Origin of the sequence: Parabacteroides sp. AF39-10AC, from assembly GCF_003635405.1 — a bacterium.
GTDB classification, from domain to species: Bacteria; Bacteroidota; Bacteroidia; order Bacteroidales; family Tannerellaceae; genus Parabacteroides; species Parabacteroides distasonis.
Map to the genome: position 1 here is coordinate 212,915 of NZ_QTLP01000006.1, position 18,459 is coordinate 231,373.

At 44.0% G+C, this 18,459-nt stretch carries 23 protein-coding genes; 3 read left to right on the forward strand and 20 right to left on the reverse strand.

What is annotated here, in order from left to right:
- Positions 1 to 189: 189 nt before the first annotated feature.
- From DW033_RS07785 to DW033_RS07880, 20 genes are all read right to left on the reverse strand, one after another.
- Positions 190 to 1,887 carry a hypothetical protein gene (locus tag DW033_RS07785; protein WP_229103434.1) on the reverse strand — a complete coding sequence of 566 codons (1,698 nt, stop codon included), beginning with the start codon at positions 1,885 to 1,887 and terminating at the stop codon, positions 190 to 192.
- Positions 1,871 to 2,476: a hypothetical protein gene (locus tag DW033_RS07790; RefSeq protein ID WP_048928121.1), complete on the reverse strand. Its 606-nt coding sequence runs from the start codon at positions 2,474 to 2,476 to the stop codon at positions 1,871 to 1,873. Before DW033_RS07790 ends, DW033_RS07785 begins: the two co-directional genes overlap by 17 nt.
- A gap of 80 nt (positions 2,477 to 2,556) precedes the next feature.
- Positions 2,557 to 3,489, reverse strand: a complete 933-nt coding sequence (locus DW033_RS07795) for a hypothetical protein (protein ID WP_087345567.1) — start codon at positions 3,487 to 3,489, stop codon at positions 2,557 to 2,559.
- Positions 3,490 to 4,158, reverse strand: a complete 669-nt coding sequence (locus DW033_RS07800) for a hypothetical protein (protein ID WP_009018466.1) — start codon at positions 4,156 to 4,158, stop codon at positions 3,490 to 3,492.
- A gap of 21 nt (positions 4,159 to 4,179) precedes the next feature.
- Complete coding sequence (locus DW033_RS07805) at positions 4,180 to 5,445, reverse strand: hypothetical protein (protein WP_121961696.1); 1,266 nt, start codon at positions 5,443 to 5,445, stop codon at positions 4,180 to 4,182.
- Between the two features lie 5 nt (positions 5,446 to 5,450).
- Complete coding sequence (locus DW033_RS07810) at positions 5,451 to 5,855, reverse strand: peptidase S49 (RefSeq protein WP_122145328.1); 405 nt, start codon at positions 5,853 to 5,855, stop codon at positions 5,451 to 5,453.
- Between the two features lie 6 nt (positions 5,856 to 5,861).
- The gene (locus tag DW033_RS07815; protein WP_122103728.1) at positions 5,862 to 6,746 is read right to left on the reverse strand and encodes a S49 family peptidase; all 885 of its coding nucleotides are present in this window, start codon (positions 6,744 to 6,746) and stop codon (positions 5,862 to 5,864) included.
- A gap of 57 nt (positions 6,747 to 6,803) precedes the next feature.
- On the reverse strand, positions 6,804 to 7,250 hold the full coding sequence (locus DW033_RS07820; RefSeq protein ID WP_122382622.1) for a hypothetical protein: 447 nt from the start codon (positions 7,248 to 7,250) through the stop codon (positions 6,804 to 6,806).
- Between the two features lie 117 nt (positions 7,251 to 7,367).
- Positions 7,368 to 7,838, reverse strand: coding sequence for a hypothetical protein (locus DW033_RS07825; protein ID WP_009018461.1), 471 nt, complete (start codon positions 7,836 to 7,838; stop codon positions 7,368 to 7,370).
- 588 nt (positions 7,839 to 8,426) lie between these two features.
- Positions 8,427 to 12,395, reverse strand: coding sequence for a DNA primase (dnaG, locus tag DW033_RS07830; RefSeq protein WP_122382623.1), 3,969 nt, complete (start codon positions 12,393 to 12,395; stop codon positions 8,427 to 8,429).
- The gene (locus tag DW033_RS07835) at positions 12,392 to 12,796 is read right to left on the reverse strand and encodes a hypothetical protein (RefSeq protein WP_122382624.1); all 405 of its coding nucleotides are present in this window, start codon (positions 12,794 to 12,796) and stop codon (positions 12,392 to 12,394) included. The genes dnaG and DW033_RS07835 overlap by 4 nt, the downstream gene beginning before the upstream one ends.
- A 254-nt stretch (positions 12,797 to 13,050) precedes the next feature.
- On the reverse strand, positions 13,051 to 13,239 hold the full coding sequence (locus DW033_RS07840) for a hypothetical protein (RefSeq protein ID WP_009018458.1): 189 nt from the start codon (positions 13,237 to 13,239) through the stop codon (positions 13,051 to 13,053).
- Entirely contained in the window at positions 13,236 to 13,442 is a 207-nt protein-coding gene (locus tag DW033_RS07845; RefSeq protein ID WP_227713731.1) for a hypothetical protein, read from the reverse strand. Before DW033_RS07845 ends, DW033_RS07840 begins: the two co-directional genes overlap by 4 nt.
- Positions 13,418 to 13,792 (reverse strand): hypothetical protein, encoded by a 375-nt coding sequence (locus tag DW033_RS07850; RefSeq protein ID WP_048928097.1) that lies wholly within the window; start codon positions 13,790 to 13,792, stop codon positions 13,418 to 13,420. Before DW033_RS07850 ends, DW033_RS07845 begins: the two co-directional genes overlap by 25 nt.
- Positions 13,785 to 13,991, reverse strand: coding sequence for a hypothetical protein (locus DW033_RS07855; protein WP_022192468.1), 207 nt, complete (start codon positions 13,989 to 13,991; stop codon positions 13,785 to 13,787). Before DW033_RS07855 ends, DW033_RS07850 begins: the two co-directional genes overlap by 8 nt.
- 11 nt (positions 13,992 to 14,002) lie before the next feature.
- Positions 14,003 to 14,287: a DNA translocase FtsK gene (locus tag DW033_RS07860; RefSeq protein ID WP_048928099.1), complete on the reverse strand. Its 285-nt coding sequence runs from the start codon at positions 14,285 to 14,287 to the stop codon at positions 14,003 to 14,005.
- A gap of 47 nt (positions 14,288 to 14,334) precedes the next feature.
- Positions 14,335 to 14,616, reverse strand: a complete 282-nt coding sequence (locus DW033_RS07865) for a hypothetical protein (RefSeq protein WP_122145325.1) — start codon at positions 14,614 to 14,616, stop codon at positions 14,335 to 14,337.
- A 17-nt stretch (positions 14,617 to 14,633) separates the two neighbouring features.
- Complete coding sequence (locus tag DW033_RS07870) at positions 14,634 to 15,035, reverse strand: hypothetical protein (RefSeq protein ID WP_048928101.1); 402 nt, start codon at positions 15,033 to 15,035, stop codon at positions 14,634 to 14,636.
- A 19-nt stretch (positions 15,036 to 15,054) separates the two neighbouring features.
- Positions 15,055 to 15,402, reverse strand: a complete 348-nt coding sequence (locus DW033_RS07875) for a hypothetical protein (protein WP_048928102.1) — start codon at positions 15,400 to 15,402, stop codon at positions 15,055 to 15,057.
- 150 nt (positions 15,403 to 15,552) lie between these two features.
- On the reverse strand, positions 15,553 to 15,762 hold the full coding sequence (locus DW033_RS07880) for a hypothetical protein (RefSeq protein WP_048928103.1): 210 nt from the start codon (positions 15,760 to 15,762) through the stop codon (positions 15,553 to 15,555).
- Positions 15,763 to 15,890: 128 nt separating this feature from the next.
- Here DW033_RS07880 and DW033_RS24875 point away from each other — a divergent pair, with 128 nt between their 5' ends.
- The 3 genes from DW033_RS24875 (at position 15,891) to DW033_RS07900 (ending at position 18,456) form a co-directional block, all read left to right on the forward strand.
- Positions 15,891 to 16,268 carry a helix-turn-helix transcriptional regulator gene (locus tag DW033_RS24875; RefSeq protein ID WP_009018448.1) on the forward strand — a complete coding sequence of 126 codons (378 nt, stop codon included), beginning with the start codon at positions 15,891 to 15,893 and terminating at the stop codon, positions 16,266 to 16,268.
- Positions 16,269 to 16,272: 4 nt separating this feature from the next.
- Positions 16,273 to 16,503 carry a hypothetical protein gene (locus DW033_RS07890; RefSeq protein WP_048928104.1) on the forward strand — a complete coding sequence of 77 codons (231 nt, stop codon included), beginning with the start codon at positions 16,273 to 16,275 and terminating at the stop codon, positions 16,501 to 16,503.
- A gap of 618 nt (positions 16,504 to 17,121) precedes the next feature.
- Positions 17,122 to 18,456, forward strand: a complete 1,335-nt coding sequence (locus DW033_RS07900; protein ID WP_122382625.1) for a TolC family protein — start codon at positions 17,122 to 17,124, stop codon at positions 18,454 to 18,456.
- Positions 18,457 to 18,459: the final 3 nt, after the last annotated feature.

The window sequence follows — 18,459 nt, forward strand, 5'->3', positions numbered from 1 at the left end:
TTTCTCATTGTTGAAATGTTAATTTGTTGATACTTAATAGTTGCGCACCTCTCAAGTAGCGTTTTTTTCTCAAAGCGTGCGAAAGCGCCCCGCAGCGCCCTACAAAAAAAATGCGGGCGCAAGTTCAATTTTTCACCTTATCTGCTGCCTCCCTCAGACAGATCACGCATGAAATGCGTCTACCGATTTTTAATGAAGGAAGATGATTCCGGATTCCGCGTACGCGAGTTCAGGCATAAAGAAATTCGCGCCGACAAACAATGTGTCCCATGCGTCGGTAATGTGTGTCTTGTACTCATCCGGGTTATCGGGGCTGTCTTCTGTAGCTTCCGGCGATTTGTCTTTCTCGAATCCGTTCTTGCCTACTTTCACCGCTGTTTGCTCCATGGCGAGTTTGAGGAACTCGTTGTTGTATTTATTGAAAACAGGATAAAGGAGCGTCGGATCATGCTTTAAGGCCCGGTCTATTTGCTCGTGCCTCCAGTCGTGGCGGCTTACCTGTCCGATATAGATATCGGTGATATCCCAACCATATTCCTTGAAGATCCGGATGATGGTATCTTGATAGGACTCGGAGTTATTGCCGGTAGTCCACGTGAAGGTCTGGTCATAAAAGAAGATGATATCACGTTTGAGCTTGTATTTGTAGTATTCGCAAACCTGACGAGCCAATTCATCCAGCTTATCGGGGGTCTTGACAAAGAAGCTCTTTAGGGTACGTAATTGATGGCCTTGTACCTGTCCGATACATGCGGTATTGATTGCGGAGTTACTATCGAAACCGATTAGCAAGGGAGCGTCCATATCCAGATCCCCATCGGCTAGGCATCCGGCCAGTCGCAGCCGGTTCCAGTCCGCTCCCATGCTACCCATGTAGCGAGTATCGCCGGGGGTATAGAAATGGTAATCGTTCAAGGCCGAATAGAAGCCATTAGCGACACGGAACAGGCGTTCGTTCATGAACGCGGTACGCCATATAAGGGAAGGGACGTTGCGGTACATTTGCCAAATGTAATCCTTGCCTACGACTTCCATGTTATCGAAAATATCATACTCTCCGTAATATACCGTGTACTCCCGGGTCTTGCCACGCATAGGTTTGACAGGTGCTTGATACTTACGGGCCAACATTAAGTCATGGCGTAATTCTTTGTATTTGCGTTGGGTGTATGATGTTTGTTCCGGAAGGCGCTCGGTTAATTTCATTTCCCGGTATAGGTTCCGGATCAAGTTGATATGAACCGGATTCATGTCGTTGATCTTATCCAATATCCAACGTCCGGCTTTTAAGGTTGGCATATCCGTGGAATAGAGAACGGAATGATGCCAAGGGCATTGGTTGAAATCTTGCAAATTTCCCCGATTGGCGGGATCAACCTCGGATTTTATCTTATCGTAGTCTAGGAATTTCGCCTCCGGACCGATTACCCAATCTAAGGACATGGAGTTCGCTGACATCCCTTGACTGAAGGAGAGTACGACCAATACGGTGCCATTCCAGAAATGAATGCAATTGCCCCATGCGGTCTGAAGCGGCGGGCGCTTGGGCTTTCCGAAGTTGGCGGACAGGGGTGCCTTGCGGCCAACAAAGAAATGAATGCCCTCGATATAGCCCCATTCGGCGAGAGCGTGAATAATCGCCGGTAGCGTATTACCCCAAGCCTTGGCATAGGATGGAGAGATTAAAGCCCCGGTAGAACCCGGCATGGACCAAACATTCCGGATGATGAAGCGTGCGTCCAAACCCTCGGATTTACCGGTACCACGGCTACACACCCAATACTCGTCGTGGGCGGCGATCGCCATTCCCATGCGTTGCATCTTATTGAAAAACTTGCGTTGCGCCTCTTTCGCTTTACGGGTGAAAGGTTCAGTCATCAGTGCCATAGTCGTCTGTAATGGGTTCAATATCTACGATATCATGATCTTGCTTGAACAATGCCCGGAATGATTTCCTTTCTTCTTCAAGATTAGGGATAGGCTTGAAATCATCTCCCATTAACGTGACATCATCGGATGGCTCAAAGCAGGGTGGTTCCCAAGCGCTTCGATCAATGTCATCGTCTTCTTTATCGGAGCGGGTGTATTTACCGATCTTGTCCGCGTTGGCGGCGATACCTTTGGGGTCTTTGGCTTCCCGGGCGATGCGGATACCTTCCTTGGCGGCCTCGATCACCATGTAACGATACCAGTTCTTGCCGGCTAACTGTACATTTCCTACGAGTCTCCGGATAGCGGCCAAATCACGGTAAGCGGTGGCTTGTGATACGGGCTCACAACTACCGTCGCAACCGGCCATCAGGAAAGCGATCAGGTCTTTGTCGGCTGTCATGGGGTCTTCCAATAACTTGGAAACACATAACATCCAGCGATCTTTTTGCATAAGCTCCCGGCAGGAGAGAAGGCTTGCCGCTTCTTCATGCCCTTTGAAAAGTACCGTGGCTATCTTGTCGTATGATGTTAGTTCCTTGTTCATTCTTTCTAAATAGGTTATGATAAAGGGGAACAGCCAATACCTTATGGATTGTCTATTCCCCTTCATTATGGAAGCAAGATTTATTTCAAGTTATCCAGTTCCGCCAGCTCACGTTTGTAATAAGCCAAGCGTTGCTCTGCTTTTTGCCGGAGGTTAAGCTTCCCGTTTTTCTCATGTTGGGCGATAGAGGTTTCCGTGCGCCGGATATTCTCCCTCAGTCGTTCGATCCGGTTGGCGATCTGCATACCTTTCAACAATTGATCGGCCGGGAGTTCCTCGGTTTTTTGAACCTCGGTTTTTAACTGGATCTGCTTACCCTCGGCCCAAGCGTCGATCTGGTCCCATAGCTTGGCACGGCGGGTCCAAAGCTCATGCACCTGATCGGCGATCGGCTTGCGTTGCTCCGGAGTAAGGGCCTCGTTCTGCATCTCCGTGAATAAGGCGGCGTACAAGGGGGTGATCTGGCGGACCTCGTCGAAGATCGTACGGATGTTATCCGGAAGGGAGGAGTACGTGGCGATCTTCGCTCCGGGCCGTAACAGGGCGAATTGATCTTGCAGTTCTTGCAACTCTTCCTGCGCTTCCTCCAGCTCGGCTTGCAATTGATCGATCTCTCCGGATTTATCGTCATTGTCTTCCTCCAGCTCGGTGATCTTGTCTTGTAGCTTGAATAGCTCGGATTCTTTCACGAGGATTTCTTTTAAGACTTTATCGCCTTTTAGCTGATCCGCTGTTTTCTCGATCGCCTTTGTTGCCGCGACCGCTGTTTTCAAGAGTATCGAACCCCGTTCGGAGATTGTTATCTGGGGTTGGGCCGACGATAGGCGCGCTACGGTTGTCAACTTATTCACCAATACGGTGAAATGGGAATCGAACTGCGGAACCTCCTTTACCTCGCTAAAGAAAGCGATATACTTCTTTCTCATCTCCTCCGGAGCTAGAGCTTGAAAAAGCGCTAGACCGTCCGCGTATTTACGCTTACGGTCCGCTAACCAGTTTTGTAATGTTATCATTTAAGAACCTCCTTCCGGTGGAGTAGGAGCTACCCCGGTGAATAATGCGTCTATATCGATAGGCGTTCCCATGATAATCATAGGGGCGGGGCTATCGGCCTCGAAAGTGAAGGACCAACCTCTTTTGTCGGCCGCCGCCTTGCCGCCGTCGAAAGAGGCGGTAACCGTACAAGGATAGCCGGGCTGTCCGATAAGCTGCTGGCTCTCGTTGTCCTCGATGATCAAATAGCCGGGCGTATTGCAGATCTGCCGGGCGAAAGCGGCGGCTTCCACTTTCTTGCCGGGGTGGAAGAACTCGCCGCTGATCTTGTAACTTTTACAATCTGTCTCGCCTTGAGACTCCGCTTTGTATCCTACGGTTGCCCGTGTCGCGTAAATAGGTGTCGGTTTACCTCCCGACTCTAAAAAGGTAAAAGCTCCTGTCGCCGTCACGAAATCGGCTGTGGCCTTGGCCTCTTTGGGGAGCGTGGGGACGACAGAGACTGAGGTTTCCGGAATAAAGGCGATACGACCTTTATAACCCCCCATATTGTCCGCTCCGGCTGGCCATAAAACAGGGCCAAACGAGGCGCACATCACATAATCCGCCGGAACGTCCGCCCCCATGAAGAGGACGGATAGCACCGCTAGCAGAAACAATACGGACAAAACTTTTCTGAAATCTTTCATCGTTTTATTTATTTACTGGTTTTACGATTTGGTATAAGTACCGGAAGCGGTGAAGTCCTCTCCATCGGCTACCGTGACTTTCACGTCTGCCGGCTTGGTATAACCGGCGATATCCTTGAAGGATACGGTTTGCTCACCTTTGGGTATGCCTAAAAGGGTAGCTCCGCTTCTCATCCACTCGCCGTTCTCGCCCACCTTCCAAGCGGCACCGGCTTCTATGGCCTCGTCGCTCTCGATCGTGACGGTCAGGGCGGCACCGGTTACGTAGTCGCCCGCTAAATCAACGCCCTCATTGGTGAACTCGTTAATCTGGAATACCTTCGGATGGATATCCTGAAAGCGGGTACCGTACCCGGCTTGTAGCCAGAACTGAACCTCGTTCGGGTCCTCGAAGATATCGCGGATCTGGACGAACCGGGTCGCCTTCTTCGTATTCACGCCAAAATCCAGCATTCCGGGACGGATTAAGATCAAGGCCTGCCCTGTTCCATATGCCTCATGGGTGACAGGTTCCAGTCCCGGGAACTTGGCGTCGTCCTTGACCGCCTTCCAAAACTCCTCGGTGGATGGGCGGGCGAACGCTTTTGTCTTTTGCCGGTAAGCCTCCTTACAGATCAACTCGATCTCGTTGGCATAATACAGGATCGCTTTACGGCGTAAGAAAGGATGTGCCGCACGTAAGAAGTTGACCAGACGATCGTAATCATCTACACCGTCACCACTGCCAAACGTACCGGTACGTACTAGGTTACGATTCGCCATGGTGATATCCTTCGTTGTCTTGAAATGATCGATCCAAGGGAAAAATCCGGTGAAAGAACTCATCGGGCTATACACATTGTCGTTTCTTTCGGCGAAGAAAGCGGAGAAAGTGATATCCTCCGAATGGCTGATGATGTGATTATCCACCACGAATTTCTCCATGGGGTGTTTCTTTACCGTATGGTCCACCTTCTCCCCGGCGTTGGAGAGAATACGTTTCTCCGTATAATTTAAGATGTTATCCTTCAAACGAGAAACGGTAAGTTCCGGTTTGATGGACATCTCTACCAATTTACCGATTTCATCGGGATACTTAATCTCGGCCCCGGCTTTATATGGGCCGGTGTGTCCGGCTTTGCGGCGAGCGTTCACGATCACGTCCTCATTCTCGATCTCGATCACGTTGAGCTTCATGGCCGCGGCGAACTCCTGAAACGTGAAATAGGGAAGGGTACGCAACACGTTATCGTAATCCTTCGCATAACGATTCAGTTTCTCAATATCTAAAATTCCTTGTTTTGCCATCGTTCTTAGTGTTTAAAAAATCCTGTTTTCTCTGCCTCGGCCATGATAGCGAGGGTATCATCCTCATGCTTATCGGCGAAATCCTTGATATCTCCGGTCTCCGCGGTCGGCTCTTGCTTTACTTTTGCTTCCGGCTTTTTGCCTGCCGGTGTTCCCTTTAGCTCTGCCACGTCTGATTGAAGTTGCTCAATCTGTGTGTCTTTCTCTTTCAACTTTTCTTGGGCGGTCGATAATTGCTCCTGTAAGTCGGAGGTATTACCGGTGCTCTCGATCGAATCGAGCAGCTGATCCACTGTTACGTCTTCCGCTTTCATGTCCGGGTTATCACCCAGTACCTTATTCAGAAGCTTGTCCCAGTTGTCGGCCGCTTGTTTCATCGCATTGTACGAATCATCTTTCAACCACTTCATAAATCACTATGTATTAAAATAATTAAGAACATTCTCGAAAGTATCTATCTCATCGATCATACCGATGTCCATGGCCTCCGGCGCGAAAAACATCTTACCGGTGGCCCATTTACCTTGATCCTCATTGATCACGCCTACCCGGGCGTTAGCGATACTGGAGATGAAATTCTCGTTATACGTATCGCATACTTTTTTTAGCGGTTCCGTATCTCCCTGCAGAGCCTTGTGAAATTCTTGGTTCTTGTCCGTGGATTTGGAGGCATAGATATCGATCAACTTGATTCCCATCTTGGCATAATACTCGCTGGTATCAACGATCGTCATATAGGTACCCACGCTTCCGATCCGGCAGACGTTGGAGTTCGCTACGATCTTGTCGCAACAGGAGGCGATGCCATAGGCGGCGGACGCTACGAAATCATTGCAGAAAGCTACGACAGGTTTGTTTCGGCTGTTAATCGCTTCCTGCATGATCCGGCATCCCATTCCCTCGCCTCCGCCGGAATCGATATTCAAGACGATCGCCTTGATATTATTCTCGTTGTAGCATCGGTTTAGGAGATTCGCCTTGGTAAGCATTCCGGATGGACCGCATTCTTGGTCGTATTTCGTGATCGCCCCGTTGATGTTCATTATGGCTACGGAGTTTTTGGGTGCGTCCTCGGGTGGAGACCATCCTCCATACTCGCTGATCTGGTATGCGCCATTTTTTAGGGAGGCGAAAAGCAAGGCGTTATCCTCGGTCGGCTCTTGTTCGGAAGAAGCGTTCCGGGGTTTCCCGAACATCGCTTCCGGCTTGGTAAGAAAAGATGCGATAAGGGGGAAATAATTCGCCGCGAAGTTTTCCTCGACGAACCATACTCCCCCCAGAATGTTGTGTAGATAAAGCATATCTTCCTTTTTGATGGCAAGGATATACTTATATATATGTATGGTAAAGGACTTCGGTCAATCGATCAGTTGAAGTTGCGGAACCAATTGCTTTCCGGATAACGAGATTTTGTATCCCGAGAAACCGCTAGGATCGCTGGGGTGCAACACCTCGAATTTGCATTTTAGGGGAAAACGATCCGATCCGACCACGAATGTATCCCCGCTAAAGTGTTTGTACTTAAAGATCGCCGTGAGGTGGTTCAATCGTTCGCATTTTTGCCATAGATCGTTGGTCATATATTGACGGGGTATTTGCAAGGAACCAGATACATTATATAGAGTACCTGATTCACTTTCTTGTGGCTCAACCTTGATAGAGGTTCCATATCTTCCCGGGTGAAGGTTGATCCAGTCTCCGGACTTGAGTCCAACTTTTACTTTGTCTGCCTCTTGAGACACGCTCGCTATTTGCCTCGAGAAAGCGAACCACGCATCGGAGATGCCTCCCATATTGTCTGCCATAACCTTAGTTTTTATTTGTTTATCAATAATATCTGATCGTAATGGATACACTTGGAATTTTATTCCTCCCAAAAGGGACAAATCGATACGCTTGGTCGGAGTGAAAAACACTCGTATTTAACTTTTATTGTACGAACGTTTCTCTTTTTGCTTCCTAGTTCGGTCCCTCCAGCGATAGTAGTTCTTTTTTAGAGCGTCCTCGCTGATCCCGTTGATATCGAATTTGCGCATAAAGGAAAAAATACTTTCGATATACTGTATCCCATACATATGCTTGTTATAATCTATCCATTCGTGCAGCTCGGCCCAGAACATCAACTCTATCCGTCGCTCAAGGATTCGCTGCGAGCGTTCGCTAAGATAGTTGTAGTAAGCCGGATCTTTTCCACATCGTCTGTCCGGCAAAGCTATTTCCAGCGTTCCTTGCTCCAAAGGGCAGGAGGCCGGGCGCTTGGATGTCAGATCAAATAGGGTATGATACAAATCTGTCTTGTCCGGAAGGGTTATCACTCCTTCCCGGCAATCATTGAATTTTCCACGCATGTACTCCTCCAAATGCTTTTTTATGCTTATCTTTACTGTCACCATATCGATTTTCTCTCTTCTTATAGGCTTTTTTACTCTATTTTCCCTATGTGTATGTGTTATATTTTGCGACCAACACGTCAACAGACCAACAGGAAATATAAAATATGATGCTAATTTACTATATTTCAATGATATAATCGGTAAAATACTAAGAAACATGCGACCAACAAAAAATAGTGGTTGTTGGTCACCCCTACCAACCGTCAACAGTGCTTCATTTTTCCCCGAATTTAGAATTATTGCCAACAGTGACCAACAAAAAGAAAACGATGACCAACAGGAAACAACAGCCTACTTCTATTTAATTAATATATATATTATTGATTATTATATATTTATCTTATATCTGTTTTGAAATGTTTCATCTTTTGTTGGTCTGTTGGTCTGTTGACCACTTTTTCTATCCTTTATAGGGTTTCAAAACACGCAAAACTTGCTTATTTCTTTTTTTAATTTCAGGGGGTCCGGGGGAAATAGATGAATAAAGATAGAACCGGCTTCCCGGATGTGCTTGTTGTCCATGGCCTCCAATAGCCAAGCTATATCCTAGAAAGTCGGTTCTATGCGATTTTAAAATACTATCAGTCGTTAAAAGCGGAATCCCGGCTCAGTCTCCGGAGTCTGATCGTAGTTTTGTACGTCTCTTTCGAAATCGACATCGAGCAAGTCTCTGAGAATATCGTAATTGAAACAAACTGCCGAGGTATTACTCTCTTTGTTCACCATAATACGTTTCATGCTGTTATCTATGGTGGGTTCTCCCGCCGGGTTTGCTAGAATGTCTCCTTTTGGGACTTCTTTCACCTCTTGCCATCGATAACGAGTGGAACGTACTTTGCCAATATAGGCCTCGTTACTTTCGAAATAGGTATTTAAGGATTGAAGAGAGAACGCCTCACCTTTTAGCTGCTGGGTATACATAGGATAGATATTTGTCATGTTTAGATATAAAACACGGGTATCTATGGGTTCTAGGGTTTTTATTTCCGTATCCCGGCCTTGTTTCTTAATTGTAACCTTTCCCGGTACTTCGATCTTATAGTCTCTACCTTGAACTAGACTTCCTGTATCGATCAAGAAGTTGAGTATACTGAAGAAGTTGAACATCTTATTTGAGGAACTAATCGATTCTACTTGTTTGATCACTTTCGCTATTGCGATTTCGAAGAACTGTTCTGCGGTAAAAGGTAGTTGCAATGAGGTATGTTCTTCCACTATACGACAAACGGAAACGAACATTGATACCGTCTCGAGTATACGAGAGAGGCCATCCGTGTTTTTAACGGATACCCGTACCTCGTCTTTCAAGGATTTAAAGACCTCGTCGTATACTTTCTTATAATGTTGCAAGATGCTATTTCTGCACGCCAATATCTCAAGGAGGACGCTATGTAGTCCGGATTCCTCGTATCCTTTCAACTCATTGAAGATTTCTTCTTCCAATTCAGACCGATCGTCACGTTTCGGTACCTCGCAAATGATACATCGATTTGCGAGAGAGTTGTCATCCTGTTGGGGGCTTTCTTGGCCCATGATAACAAGAGCTGCGTTCACTTGGCTACTATCGATCTCCTTACTTACCGCATCCTTACGTTTCTGCTTGCCTTCTCCATCATATACAGCGGATTTCAAGGCTTGGAAAATCACAGGGTTTATTTGCGTGTCGTTATACTCTTCGAGCATGATCGGGATATTCCGGTATCTCTCCAGCCAAGAGAACAAAGCGGCGGGGGTTCCGGAGTTTAGGTTGAATGCTGGTGCGTCCGGAGACATCGATAGAGAGCGGATGGAATAACCAATTTGTGATTTTCCGGAACCCGTCGGACCGATAAAGAATAAAGCCGTAAAGGTTCTCCTGACATTGTATATATCGCTACGGAAGGCACTCATGATCGAATATATGATCGCCCACATACCGTTATTGTTTAGCTTGTATACCTCGTTCATCAGTGAGGCCCACTTTTGGAAATTGATAGAACATCCCGCTTTGGGTTCCCGGTACTTGATAAAGCGATCCAGATAGTAGCGATCGCTATCCCGGCGCTCAGATGCGTAAATTTTAGAGAAAGCCGGGATATAATAGTATTGTTTATTGTGTTCCACTAATCCCAAATCTGATACGTATTGGAGTTGTTGTTTTCCATCGATATCATGGACTATAGCGTTACTGAAAGCGAAGAATCCTTCATCATACCAGCCAAACATACGAAGCTCAAAACACTTCTTGAACTTGCCCGCCCAACTATCCATGATCAAATCGAGATGGTTTTGTGTCCCATTGGAGAAATTGATATCACCTTCTTCCCATAAGCGTTTTTTAAAGGATGGGAGTGTGAGCATCTCTGCGCTGATCCACTCCATATAAATCGGATAGGGATAGTTTGCTTGAGTGAGTTCTACGATACGTTTGTTGGCTTGGCTTTCTTTATCGTAAACATGTAATAGTGGCTCAATATAGAAGTTTCCTACTCTCATAAACGATTTTTTACCATTAGCGAATATATATGCTAATTTTCTTCCATTCTTATCGAGATATGGGAAAAACTGATAGGCACGCCATAACCGGTTAATCGCTGGATCAGAGTCTACATAATCCGGGAGTCGGCTAGGATCGAACATGAGTGAGGCTCCATCTACTTGGAGTGCGTCTGAATTAAACCGGGCCTCTGATTTACGGATATCGAGATATGGTTTCAAGACATGTTCCAGAGCTGTTTTGGTGACCCCTAACATCCGGGCATAATCTGTAGTTTGGAAAGCTCGGGTGGTAGCATCCGCGTAGGATATCACTTCAGAGCATCTTTCTAAGGCTATTTTCTTTATATTCTCGGGAGATTCCCGGAATGTACTGTATAATCCGATATAGTATTCATTGAATCCAATCTCTTTCTCTGTGTCTACGAGTTTATAACGTTCTTCACCTTTCTCGTCTACATAACTTTCCCGCTCTCTTTTATATTTGCTCATGGAGACCGTGAAGCCGGTTCTTGTCAAGGAACGTAGAAATGAGAGCTCTTCCGGTTCGATCATGTTTTCTTTTACCTCGAATTTATCCCTGCAACGGATGATGGGAGATAGCCGGCGAAGCTCTTGGATCTCGGACACACCCGGGATGCCTGTTATAAGGATGACCGGACAAACTCCCCATCCCTCGGAGAAACGATTGACAGACCAAGTAAGGGTGACTTGTTTGTTCCCGGTTTTTACAAGTTCCTCCGCTTCTTCCACGCCGGTTAATCCCGGTTGGGTAGGTTGGGCTGGCACGCTTTTCTTACCTACGGCTTGTAGCTCGGCAACTAGATTTGTTATCAATTCCCCATCTGCGTTAAATCGTTCGGCGAGGGATACGATATACGCTTGCCTTTGTAATTTATCCGGTACGACGGAGATACTTTGGGCGATAATCCGGAGAACCTCTGTTTTCCGGATCGGATCATCCATCTCGCTTTCGAATGCTTTATAAATAAAGGAGATGAAGTCGGTCTCCTGCTTTTTCAAGAATTTGGCTAGTTTCTCAGTCCCCATCTTGCGGGCGAAACTGTCCGGATCTTCTCCTTCCGGAAGAAAAACGGCACGGACGTTCATGCCCTCGGCCAGCATGATATCCATGTTCCGGACGGAGGCTTTCATGCCGGCTGCGTCTCCATCATAAACAGCGGTGACGTTTCGGGTAAATTTCTTGATGATCCGGACTTGATCTAGTGTAAGGGCGGTACCGCTACCGCAGACCGTATTGGGATAACCGGATTGAACGAAAGAGAGTACATCAAATTGACCTTCCACCAAATAGCATTTATCGGATTTCGATATCTCTTGACGAGCTTGGTATATACCGAATAACGTCTTTCCCTTATGAAAAAGGGGAGTCTCCGGAGAGTTTAGATATTTACATTGGGTATCCTTTTCCAAGGAACGGCCCGTGAAACCGATCACTAGTCCTGATAAGGAATAAAACGGGAATGTGATCCTATTTACAAATCGATCGAAGATCTTTCCGTTCTCTTTTCTGATAATCAAACCGGTCTTCTCCATAGTCGCCATGTCATAACCTTTTTGAGAGCCTAACTCGGTTAATGCGGTAAACATGGATGAAGAGTACCCCGCTCCATATTTAGACAGGATATTCGGGGTGATTCCTCGTGTTTCCAGATATTCAGCGGCCTCTTTCTTCTTGAGGAAAGCCGTAAACGTTTCTTGGGCGAATGTGAGGCAGATTTGTAGGGCCTCCCGCTCTTTCGCTTTCTTCCGTTCATCGTCGGTTAGTTCCCGTTCGGGTACTGTTATGTTGTATTTCGAGGCGACTAGCTTTACCGCCTCGAAGAAAGATATCCCTTCGTGCTCTTTTACGAAGGTTATCACGTTCCCGCCTTTACCACATCCAAAACATTTCCAGATATTCTTAGCGGGGGATACGACTAGGCTTGCGTCCTTGTCCCCATGGAATGGGCAAACTCCCTTGTAATTTACTCCAGCTTTTTTTAGCTTAACATAATCACCTATCACGTCTACTATATTGGCCGTGTTGATGATATTATCGATCACGTCTTGAGGTATCATATTTCATCTTCTTTATTGTCGTTAAATAAATATAGTTGTCGGGCTTCGAAGGCCTCTTGTAAGGATACGCCTAGAGTTGTGGCTAGACGTAAATACTCTTGATCTGTGGGGCTTTCCTCCCCCCGGTATAATTTCCAAAACCGTACTTGGTTGATATTTACCGCATGCAGGAAAGCTGTTGTTACATTGAAATATTCCGGATTGATTAATTTAATCCGGAACAATTCTAGCACAAGGTTCCGTTTTACGGAAGGACGGTAAACGATATGGTTCCTATGGATATATAGTTTAACGGCTAACTCGGTCTTTCCTAGAATCTTCCCTATTTCTTTGAGAGTTATCTTCCCCAGATTCTCCTTCAATATTTTTTCTTGGCTTTCTGACCAGCGTTGTTTTTTCATGTCGTCTTATGAATTTATAATCTTGACTAAAATCATAGTCATAGTTTCCTTCTTGAATGAACATACAGACTATTTTTATAAAGAGTTCTCTGTTTTCCTCTTTAACCGTAGCCTCGAGAGAGAATGAACAATCTACTTTCATATTTAGAAGTTCATTATATACGCCGTTCACATACTCCCGGAATTGATCTACTCCCATTTTCTCTTTATAGATGGCGATCCAGTTCCAATCTGTCATTCGATACCGGGCGTAACTATCCATCGATTACCTCAATATTGTCAAAATCTGCGGTGTCAAAATCCAATGGTTCTCCAAAAAGAGGATTATCGGAGGTGACGCACGCTCCCGGAACATATAGGTTTAGTTCCAGCCATTTCAAAAAATCCTCCCGGTCGCAATTAACGGGAGGGCATTCTACTTCGTATATGATTCTAGCTTTCATTGTATATTCTTTTCTAATTGTCTTTTCATGTCCATTACGATCCTATCGACACTTGATCTTTGATCGATAGGCTTCGTCGCCAAGTAAGTACATAAGCAATCATCTAGGATGACAGCTTCTTCCTGTGAGATATCCTGAATGATGATCTTGCCGTTTGAATCCGTTTCGATATACATGATCATTCCTCCTTCCTCTGTGCCCATATGTTGTCCATCTTGGCTAACTTATTTTGCATGTAGCTGCGAAGTAAAGTGGAACATTCTTCTGTATAGTCCGCAAATTTGCAAGCGAACTGGTATTCACATGTCCGATCAACATCACGAACGAATTTGCCGGCATGATTGATTATGGCTTTTATGTGCATCTTATCGGACTGGATAAATTGCTCGTCCTGCATTAATAGCTCTTGGATTTCCATAGCGGAGTTCTCTAGGATATCTGCCGCTATGAACATCATCCAAATCGGTAAAGCGTACTCCTGCGGAGTAGTATGCGCCAACTTTTTTCTTTTGGCGGTGGCTACAGCCATCGCTAAATAATTCTTGTCATTCATCTTTTTTCTTTCCTCCTAAAATTTCCATGGCATGATTACACATCTTGATGGCCAGATATTGGAATAGCTTGGGAGATTTGTTTTTTGCGGGAGGTAAAAAATCCACATTCAATTTAACCACATCCCCATGTTGCGTGATGGTAATCACTGCCTTTGCTTGCTTGATTGCCTTGTAGGTCTTTTTATTCAGTCGTTTCATATTTTATTATATTAGATCCATTCTCTATTATCCCAGCAGGGATCAGATAATCTTTGTTCGCCTAACTCCATATCGGATAAGCGTTCCTCTAGGGAGACAATGTCCTTAATCAGTACATCACGTGGAGCTGCACCTTTAAACTTACCTACGATACCAGCTTCTTCCAATTGGTTTACTATCCTTCCTGCACGATTATACCCGATTCTGAACTTGCGCTGTATTAATGACGTGTTAGACATTTGTCTTTGAACTACTAAAATTGCAGCAGCTTGGAAATAGTTATCATATTCAGTCATTTCTTTATACGGTTGACCTATACACCATAAGATTCAATTATTCTTATTTAAGTAGTTAGTTTCTTGACTTCCGACATTATGTAGTCGAAGTGCTCTCTAAATTCTTTGGTATGAGTAAACACAGGAGAATCTATATCAGACAAATTCATATTTACAATATCGCTCATACACTTTACATGCTCGGAATGAGCCTTATTATAACCGCTCCTATAAGCATCCATAACCAACCTTCTGACATCCATCCGGTCTATTGATTCAGGTTGCGGATCACACACCCTTTTTGAATGTTCAATCGCCAGCACTGTAACTTTTTTCTTTTTCATGTTCATATCTTGTTAGTTTTACGTTAATCTCCTATGATCTGTCTAATCGCATATGTTTGCCTTCCTTTGAAATCAGAGAAATCAATCAAGGATTGTTTACGATAAAGGGTAAGGGCTACTTTCCGGAATCTTTCATAATTACGCCGGTCAATAGGTTTAAGCTTCCATTTATTCATATCTTCCTTTAGTTTTTTGCGAGTATGGGCAAAATGGCCTATACAGCTATTTTTCCCAAATTCATGCTTAAAATCATAGCAATGGAAATGATCATCCTTTGACAGAAAGATTCTTAGTTTTTCCAATCTGGTAAAACTTAATCTCTCCACACCTTGCATGGATGTCTCTTTTTCTTCCAGCCAAGCTTCAATTACAAGGTCGTAGAAACCTTGGGAGTATTCTCTTTTGTAGAAATAATGTATTTTCATGCACTTTTATTTTAGATTATTATAGAGAGTTTATTAGACTTGAATGTTTGCTATTGGTCTTCCGGAGGAAGGACTTCCTGTACTCCTCAGGATCAGCGGTGCTGGGAATGAGAATAACCGTTCGACAATCTATCCGAAGAGGAATCTTTCCTTCATCGTTACCGTTTGGTACGATAGGGGTTGGATTCTTTCCCATATCAGCCTTCGGTTTAATCACGGGAGGAGGAAGTTGTTTTTTCAATCCAAGTTCCTTTACTAGCGCATACACCTTTTCCGGGCGTATGCCCAACATCTTGGCCATAAATTGGCCGGTCAGTTTTTTGTAATTGGTACGAATGTACTCCTTTTGTTCTTCTAATGTTGCCATAGTATTGATTTATTTTAAGTTATGTGTATGCCAGTAGTCTACCAGATCAGCGATTGTCCGTGTAGAGTTTTTTTCGTGTATATTCCGGATTCAATGAAAGCCAAGGCTTTCTCCACAGATACTTTTGAAATTTCTTTTGTGTTCATGATTTTACCAGATAAATGTTGTTTGACATATCGTTTCTAAAAGTTTTCTTTCCAGAAGAGAGTAGTTTTCTCTAGTCAACTTTGAGTAGAATGTAGGGTATGAAATACCGCTTCCTTCCAAAAAATTGTTTCTAACCTCTTTTTTCATTTCTTCATCCAAAGACTGGTAATAGTCTTTAAATGTCATTTTTTCAATCTTTTCTGCATTTTCCATACGTAAAACATATTTTAGTGTTATATTTATAATGCAAACGTAAACTAAACTTTGATATTGCACAAAGTTTTGTGTGATATTTGTCACATGATTATATATGTTTAACAATGTTTACAAATAATACTTGAATGTTTATACCAAGTAAAATAGAACAGCTTATTATTGATAACAAATTGACAAAGAAGTCTTTTTGTGAAAAAGTATCCATATCTGTACAAGGATTGGACAATATTTTGAAAGGAGCAGATCTTGGTTCAAGTAAACTTGAACGAATAGCAGATTTTTTCAAACTACCCATTGATTACTTTTTCGATAGAGACATAAATGTAGATAACTCAATCGGTCATCATGTAAATGGAAATGGGAATAAGGTTTCTGGAGATATTACTCTAAGTGAATGTAAAAATGAACTTGAGAAGCTCAGATTACTCATTAAGGAGAAGGAAGAGCGTATAAAAGATAAAGATGAAATGATTGCACTTTTAAAACAACAACTAAATAAATAGTATTATGGAAAACAAAAAGCTTATTCACAGTAATGAGTATCACTTGCTAAGGCAATCAGATATCCAAAAAGAAATGAAACAGGTCGTGGAAAACTTGCACATGGCTGCTGGATCTGTAGGGGGATTTGATCTCTATAAAGTCGTACAGACTTACATGCTTGATCTAGAAAAACGGCATGCAATTAATGAGCTTCTTCATATTCCGGAAGATGCTTCTTTTTATTATGAGAAGTAATTTGTACCGGGACTGTTTTAGGACAAAATAGTATTATAGTGATATTTGTGATATTTTGATAAACAGATAAATAGATGCTAAGCGTTTACACAAAAGGGTCTTGGTACCCCGACTTAGAAAAGGGGAAATGGTTGGTATTCAACTGTTTCCCTTTTTTTGTGTCCTGCCCTTAAATCTAAAGGATAGTCAACGATTGTAATCAAAACAATTGTTCGTATCTTCAAGTAAAAAACATTCTTCTTACTATATACAAATATAATTACTATCTCATCTATTTCCAGATTATCGCCGTGGAATATATAGACCACGTCGTGATTTGTATATTCCACGTCTTGATCTGTACAGACCACGTCGTGGTTTGTAGAATTATACAGTATGCGCATAAGAATTCATAGGCTATCGAGCAAGAATTCATATAGGAGCGGAGCGTTTTTTGCTTATGGAGAAGAGGAGACGCTCTTACGTGTCAAAGTGGGAATAGTGTCAAACAATTAGACAGCGTTGTCAAAATATTGGACAGTTCTAAAAGAATAGCTTTTTGTTATCTGGTTGTTGTTTAGTTGTTTATGTGTTTTGGCACGTTCTTTGCTATTATTTTAAGTAGAAAATAATAGAGCAATGAAACAAATATTACTTACAACAGTTCTTTCTCTCAGTTTCGCTACCGCGACGGTGGCCCAAGAGAAACTTTGGACTTTGGATGAATGTATGCGCTATGCCGTGGAAAACAGCCCATCGGTTAAAAAGCAAGTTTATACATCAGATACGTATAAGGCGGAACGGAATGCCGCTGTAGCTTCTTTTTTCCCGGCGGCATCGGCTAAGGTCGGAGCGCAATATAGTTTTGGCCGTTCGATTGACCCTGCGACCAATACCTATGAGAATACTTCTACGTTTAATAATAACTATGGCCTCGACGCTTCTATTCCTATTTTTACGGGCGGACAGCTGATCAATCAATGGTTGATGGCAAAATCCAATCGCCGTATGGGAGTTAATGACATCCAGAAAGCGAAAGATGATTTAGCGATGAAAGCTATGCAGGCTTATATGGATGTGGTATATTATAAAGGGACGATTCGTATGGCGGCCGAGAAATTGGAGGAGAGTAACCGTACCTTATATAAGACTCGCCGGCAAGAAGAGTTGGGTTTGAAAGGGAAAGCGGATGTAGCTCAATTCGAGGCTCAAGTAGCGGCCGATGATTATACATTGACCCACCAGCAGAATCTTTTCAATACGGCCTTGCTTACCTTGAGGGAATGTATGAATTATCCATCTGATTTAGAACTGGAGGTGGATACTTTATTACCTGATATCAATTATGTCCCGGAAGTAGAGAACGTGGCGGAGATTTTCGCTTATGCGTCCGGGAATAACCCTACCGCCTTGCAAGCCGAGTATCAATTAACGCAAAGTAAATACCAATATCGTATTTATAAAGGAAAGTTGTTGCCGAGTATTTATTTGAATGCCGGAATCTCTACGAGTTATTTCGAGAACTTGAAATCTGATAAGGCCCCGGAAGTTTTCAAGGATCAGTTTAAAAATAACCGTGGTGAATATGTCTCTTTTAGCCTTAGCTTCCCCTTATTCGATGGTTTGAGCAGATTAACGAACGCTCGTCGTTACCGTAACAATATGCGGATCGCACGGGAGACAAGAACAGAGGTCTTTCGCCAGTTGCAGACAGCGGTAGAGCAATCCGTCTTGGATCGTGAGGGATACGCTAAAGAGGCCATACAGATGGATAAGAAGGTGAGATCGGATGAGTTGGCTTATCGTGTTACCCTACGGAAGTACGAGGAAGGCCTGATGAGCACGCTGGATGTACAGACAAGTGCGAATACGCTGTTGGAGTCCAAGGCCAATCTGCTTCAAAAGCGATTGATGTACTTATTGAAAAGCAAGTTGGTAGATTATTATAAGGGCAAGCCTCTTATCAATGAATAAGAA

Coding starts and splice junctions, on each gene's coding strand:
- DW033_RS07785 (WP_229103434.1), bottom strand. CDS start 1,887: ATGGCACTGATGACTGAACCTTTCACCCGTAAAGCGAAAGAGGCGCAA.
- DW033_RS07790 (WP_048928121.1), bottom strand. CDS start 2,476: ATGAACAAGGAACTAACATCATACGACAAGATAGCCACGGTACTTTTC.
- DW033_RS07795 (WP_087345567.1), bottom strand. CDS start 3,489: ATGATAACATTACAAAACTGGTTAGCGGACCGTAAGCGTAAATACGCG.
- DW033_RS07800 (WP_009018466.1), bottom strand. CDS start 4,158: ATGAAAGATTTCAGAAAAGTTTTGTCCGTATTGTTTCTGCTAGCGGTG.
- DW033_RS07805 (WP_121961696.1), bottom strand. CDS start 5,445: ATGGCAAAACAAGGAATTTTAGATATTGAGAAACTGAATCGTTATGCG.
- DW033_RS07810 (WP_122145328.1), bottom strand. CDS start 5,855: ATGAAGTGGTTGAAAGATGATTCGTACAATGCGATGAAACAAGCGGCC.
- DW033_RS07815 (WP_122103728.1), bottom strand. CDS start 6,746: ATGCTTTATCTACACAACATTCTGGGGGGAGTATGGTTCGTCGAGGAA.
- DW033_RS07820 (WP_122382622.1), bottom strand. CDS start 7,250: ATGGCAGACAATATGGGAGGCATCTCCGATGCGTGGTTCGCTTTCTCG.
- DW033_RS07825 (WP_009018461.1), bottom strand. CDS start 7,838: ATGGTGACAGTAAAGATAAGCATAAAAAAGCATTTGGAGGAGTACATG.
- dnaG (WP_122382623.1), bottom strand. CDS start 12,395: ATGATACCTCAAGACGTGATCGATAATATCATCAACACGGCCAATATA.
- DW033_RS07835 (WP_122382624.1), bottom strand. CDS start 12,796: ATGAAAAAACAACGCTGGTCAGAAAGCCAAGAAAAAATATTGAAGGAG.
- DW033_RS07840 (WP_009018458.1), bottom strand. CDS start 13,239: ATGAAAGCTAGAATCATATACGAAGTAGAATGCCCTCCCGTTAATTGC.
- DW033_RS07845 (WP_227713731.1), bottom strand. CDS start 13,442: ATGGGCACAGAGGAAGGAGGAATGATCATGTATATCGAAACGGATTCA.
- DW033_RS07850 (WP_048928097.1), bottom strand. CDS start 13,792: ATGAATGACAAGAATTATTTAGCGATGGCTGTAGCCACCGCCAAAAGA.
- DW033_RS07855 (WP_022192468.1), bottom strand. CDS start 13,991: ATGAAACGACTGAATAAAAAGACCTACAAGGCAATCAAGCAAGCAAAG.
- DW033_RS07860 (WP_048928099.1), bottom strand. CDS start 14,287: ATGACTGAATATGATAACTATTTCCAAGCTGCTGCAATTTTAGTAGTT.
- DW033_RS07865 (WP_122145325.1), bottom strand. CDS start 14,616: ATGAACATGAAAAAGAAAAAAGTTACAGTGCTGGCGATTGAACATTCA.
- DW033_RS07870 (WP_048928101.1), bottom strand. CDS start 15,035: ATGAAAATACATTATTTCTACAAAAGAGAATACTCCCAAGGTTTCTAC.
- DW033_RS07875 (WP_048928102.1), bottom strand. CDS start 15,402: ATGGCAACATTAGAAGAACAAAAGGAGTACATTCGTACCAATTACAAA.
- DW033_RS07880 (WP_048928103.1), bottom strand. CDS start 15,762: ATGGAAAATGCAGAAAAGATTGAAAAAATGACATTTAAAGACTATTAC.
- DW033_RS24875 (WP_009018448.1), top strand. CDS start 15,891: ATGTTTATACCAAGTAAAATAGAACAGCTTATTATTGATAACAAATTG.
- DW033_RS07890 (WP_048928104.1), top strand. CDS start 16,273: ATGGAAAACAAAAAGCTTATTCACAGTAATGAGTATCACTTGCTAAGG.
- DW033_RS07900 (WP_122382625.1), top strand. CDS start 17,122: ATGAAACAAATATTACTTACAACAGTTCTTTCTCTCAGTTTCGCTACC.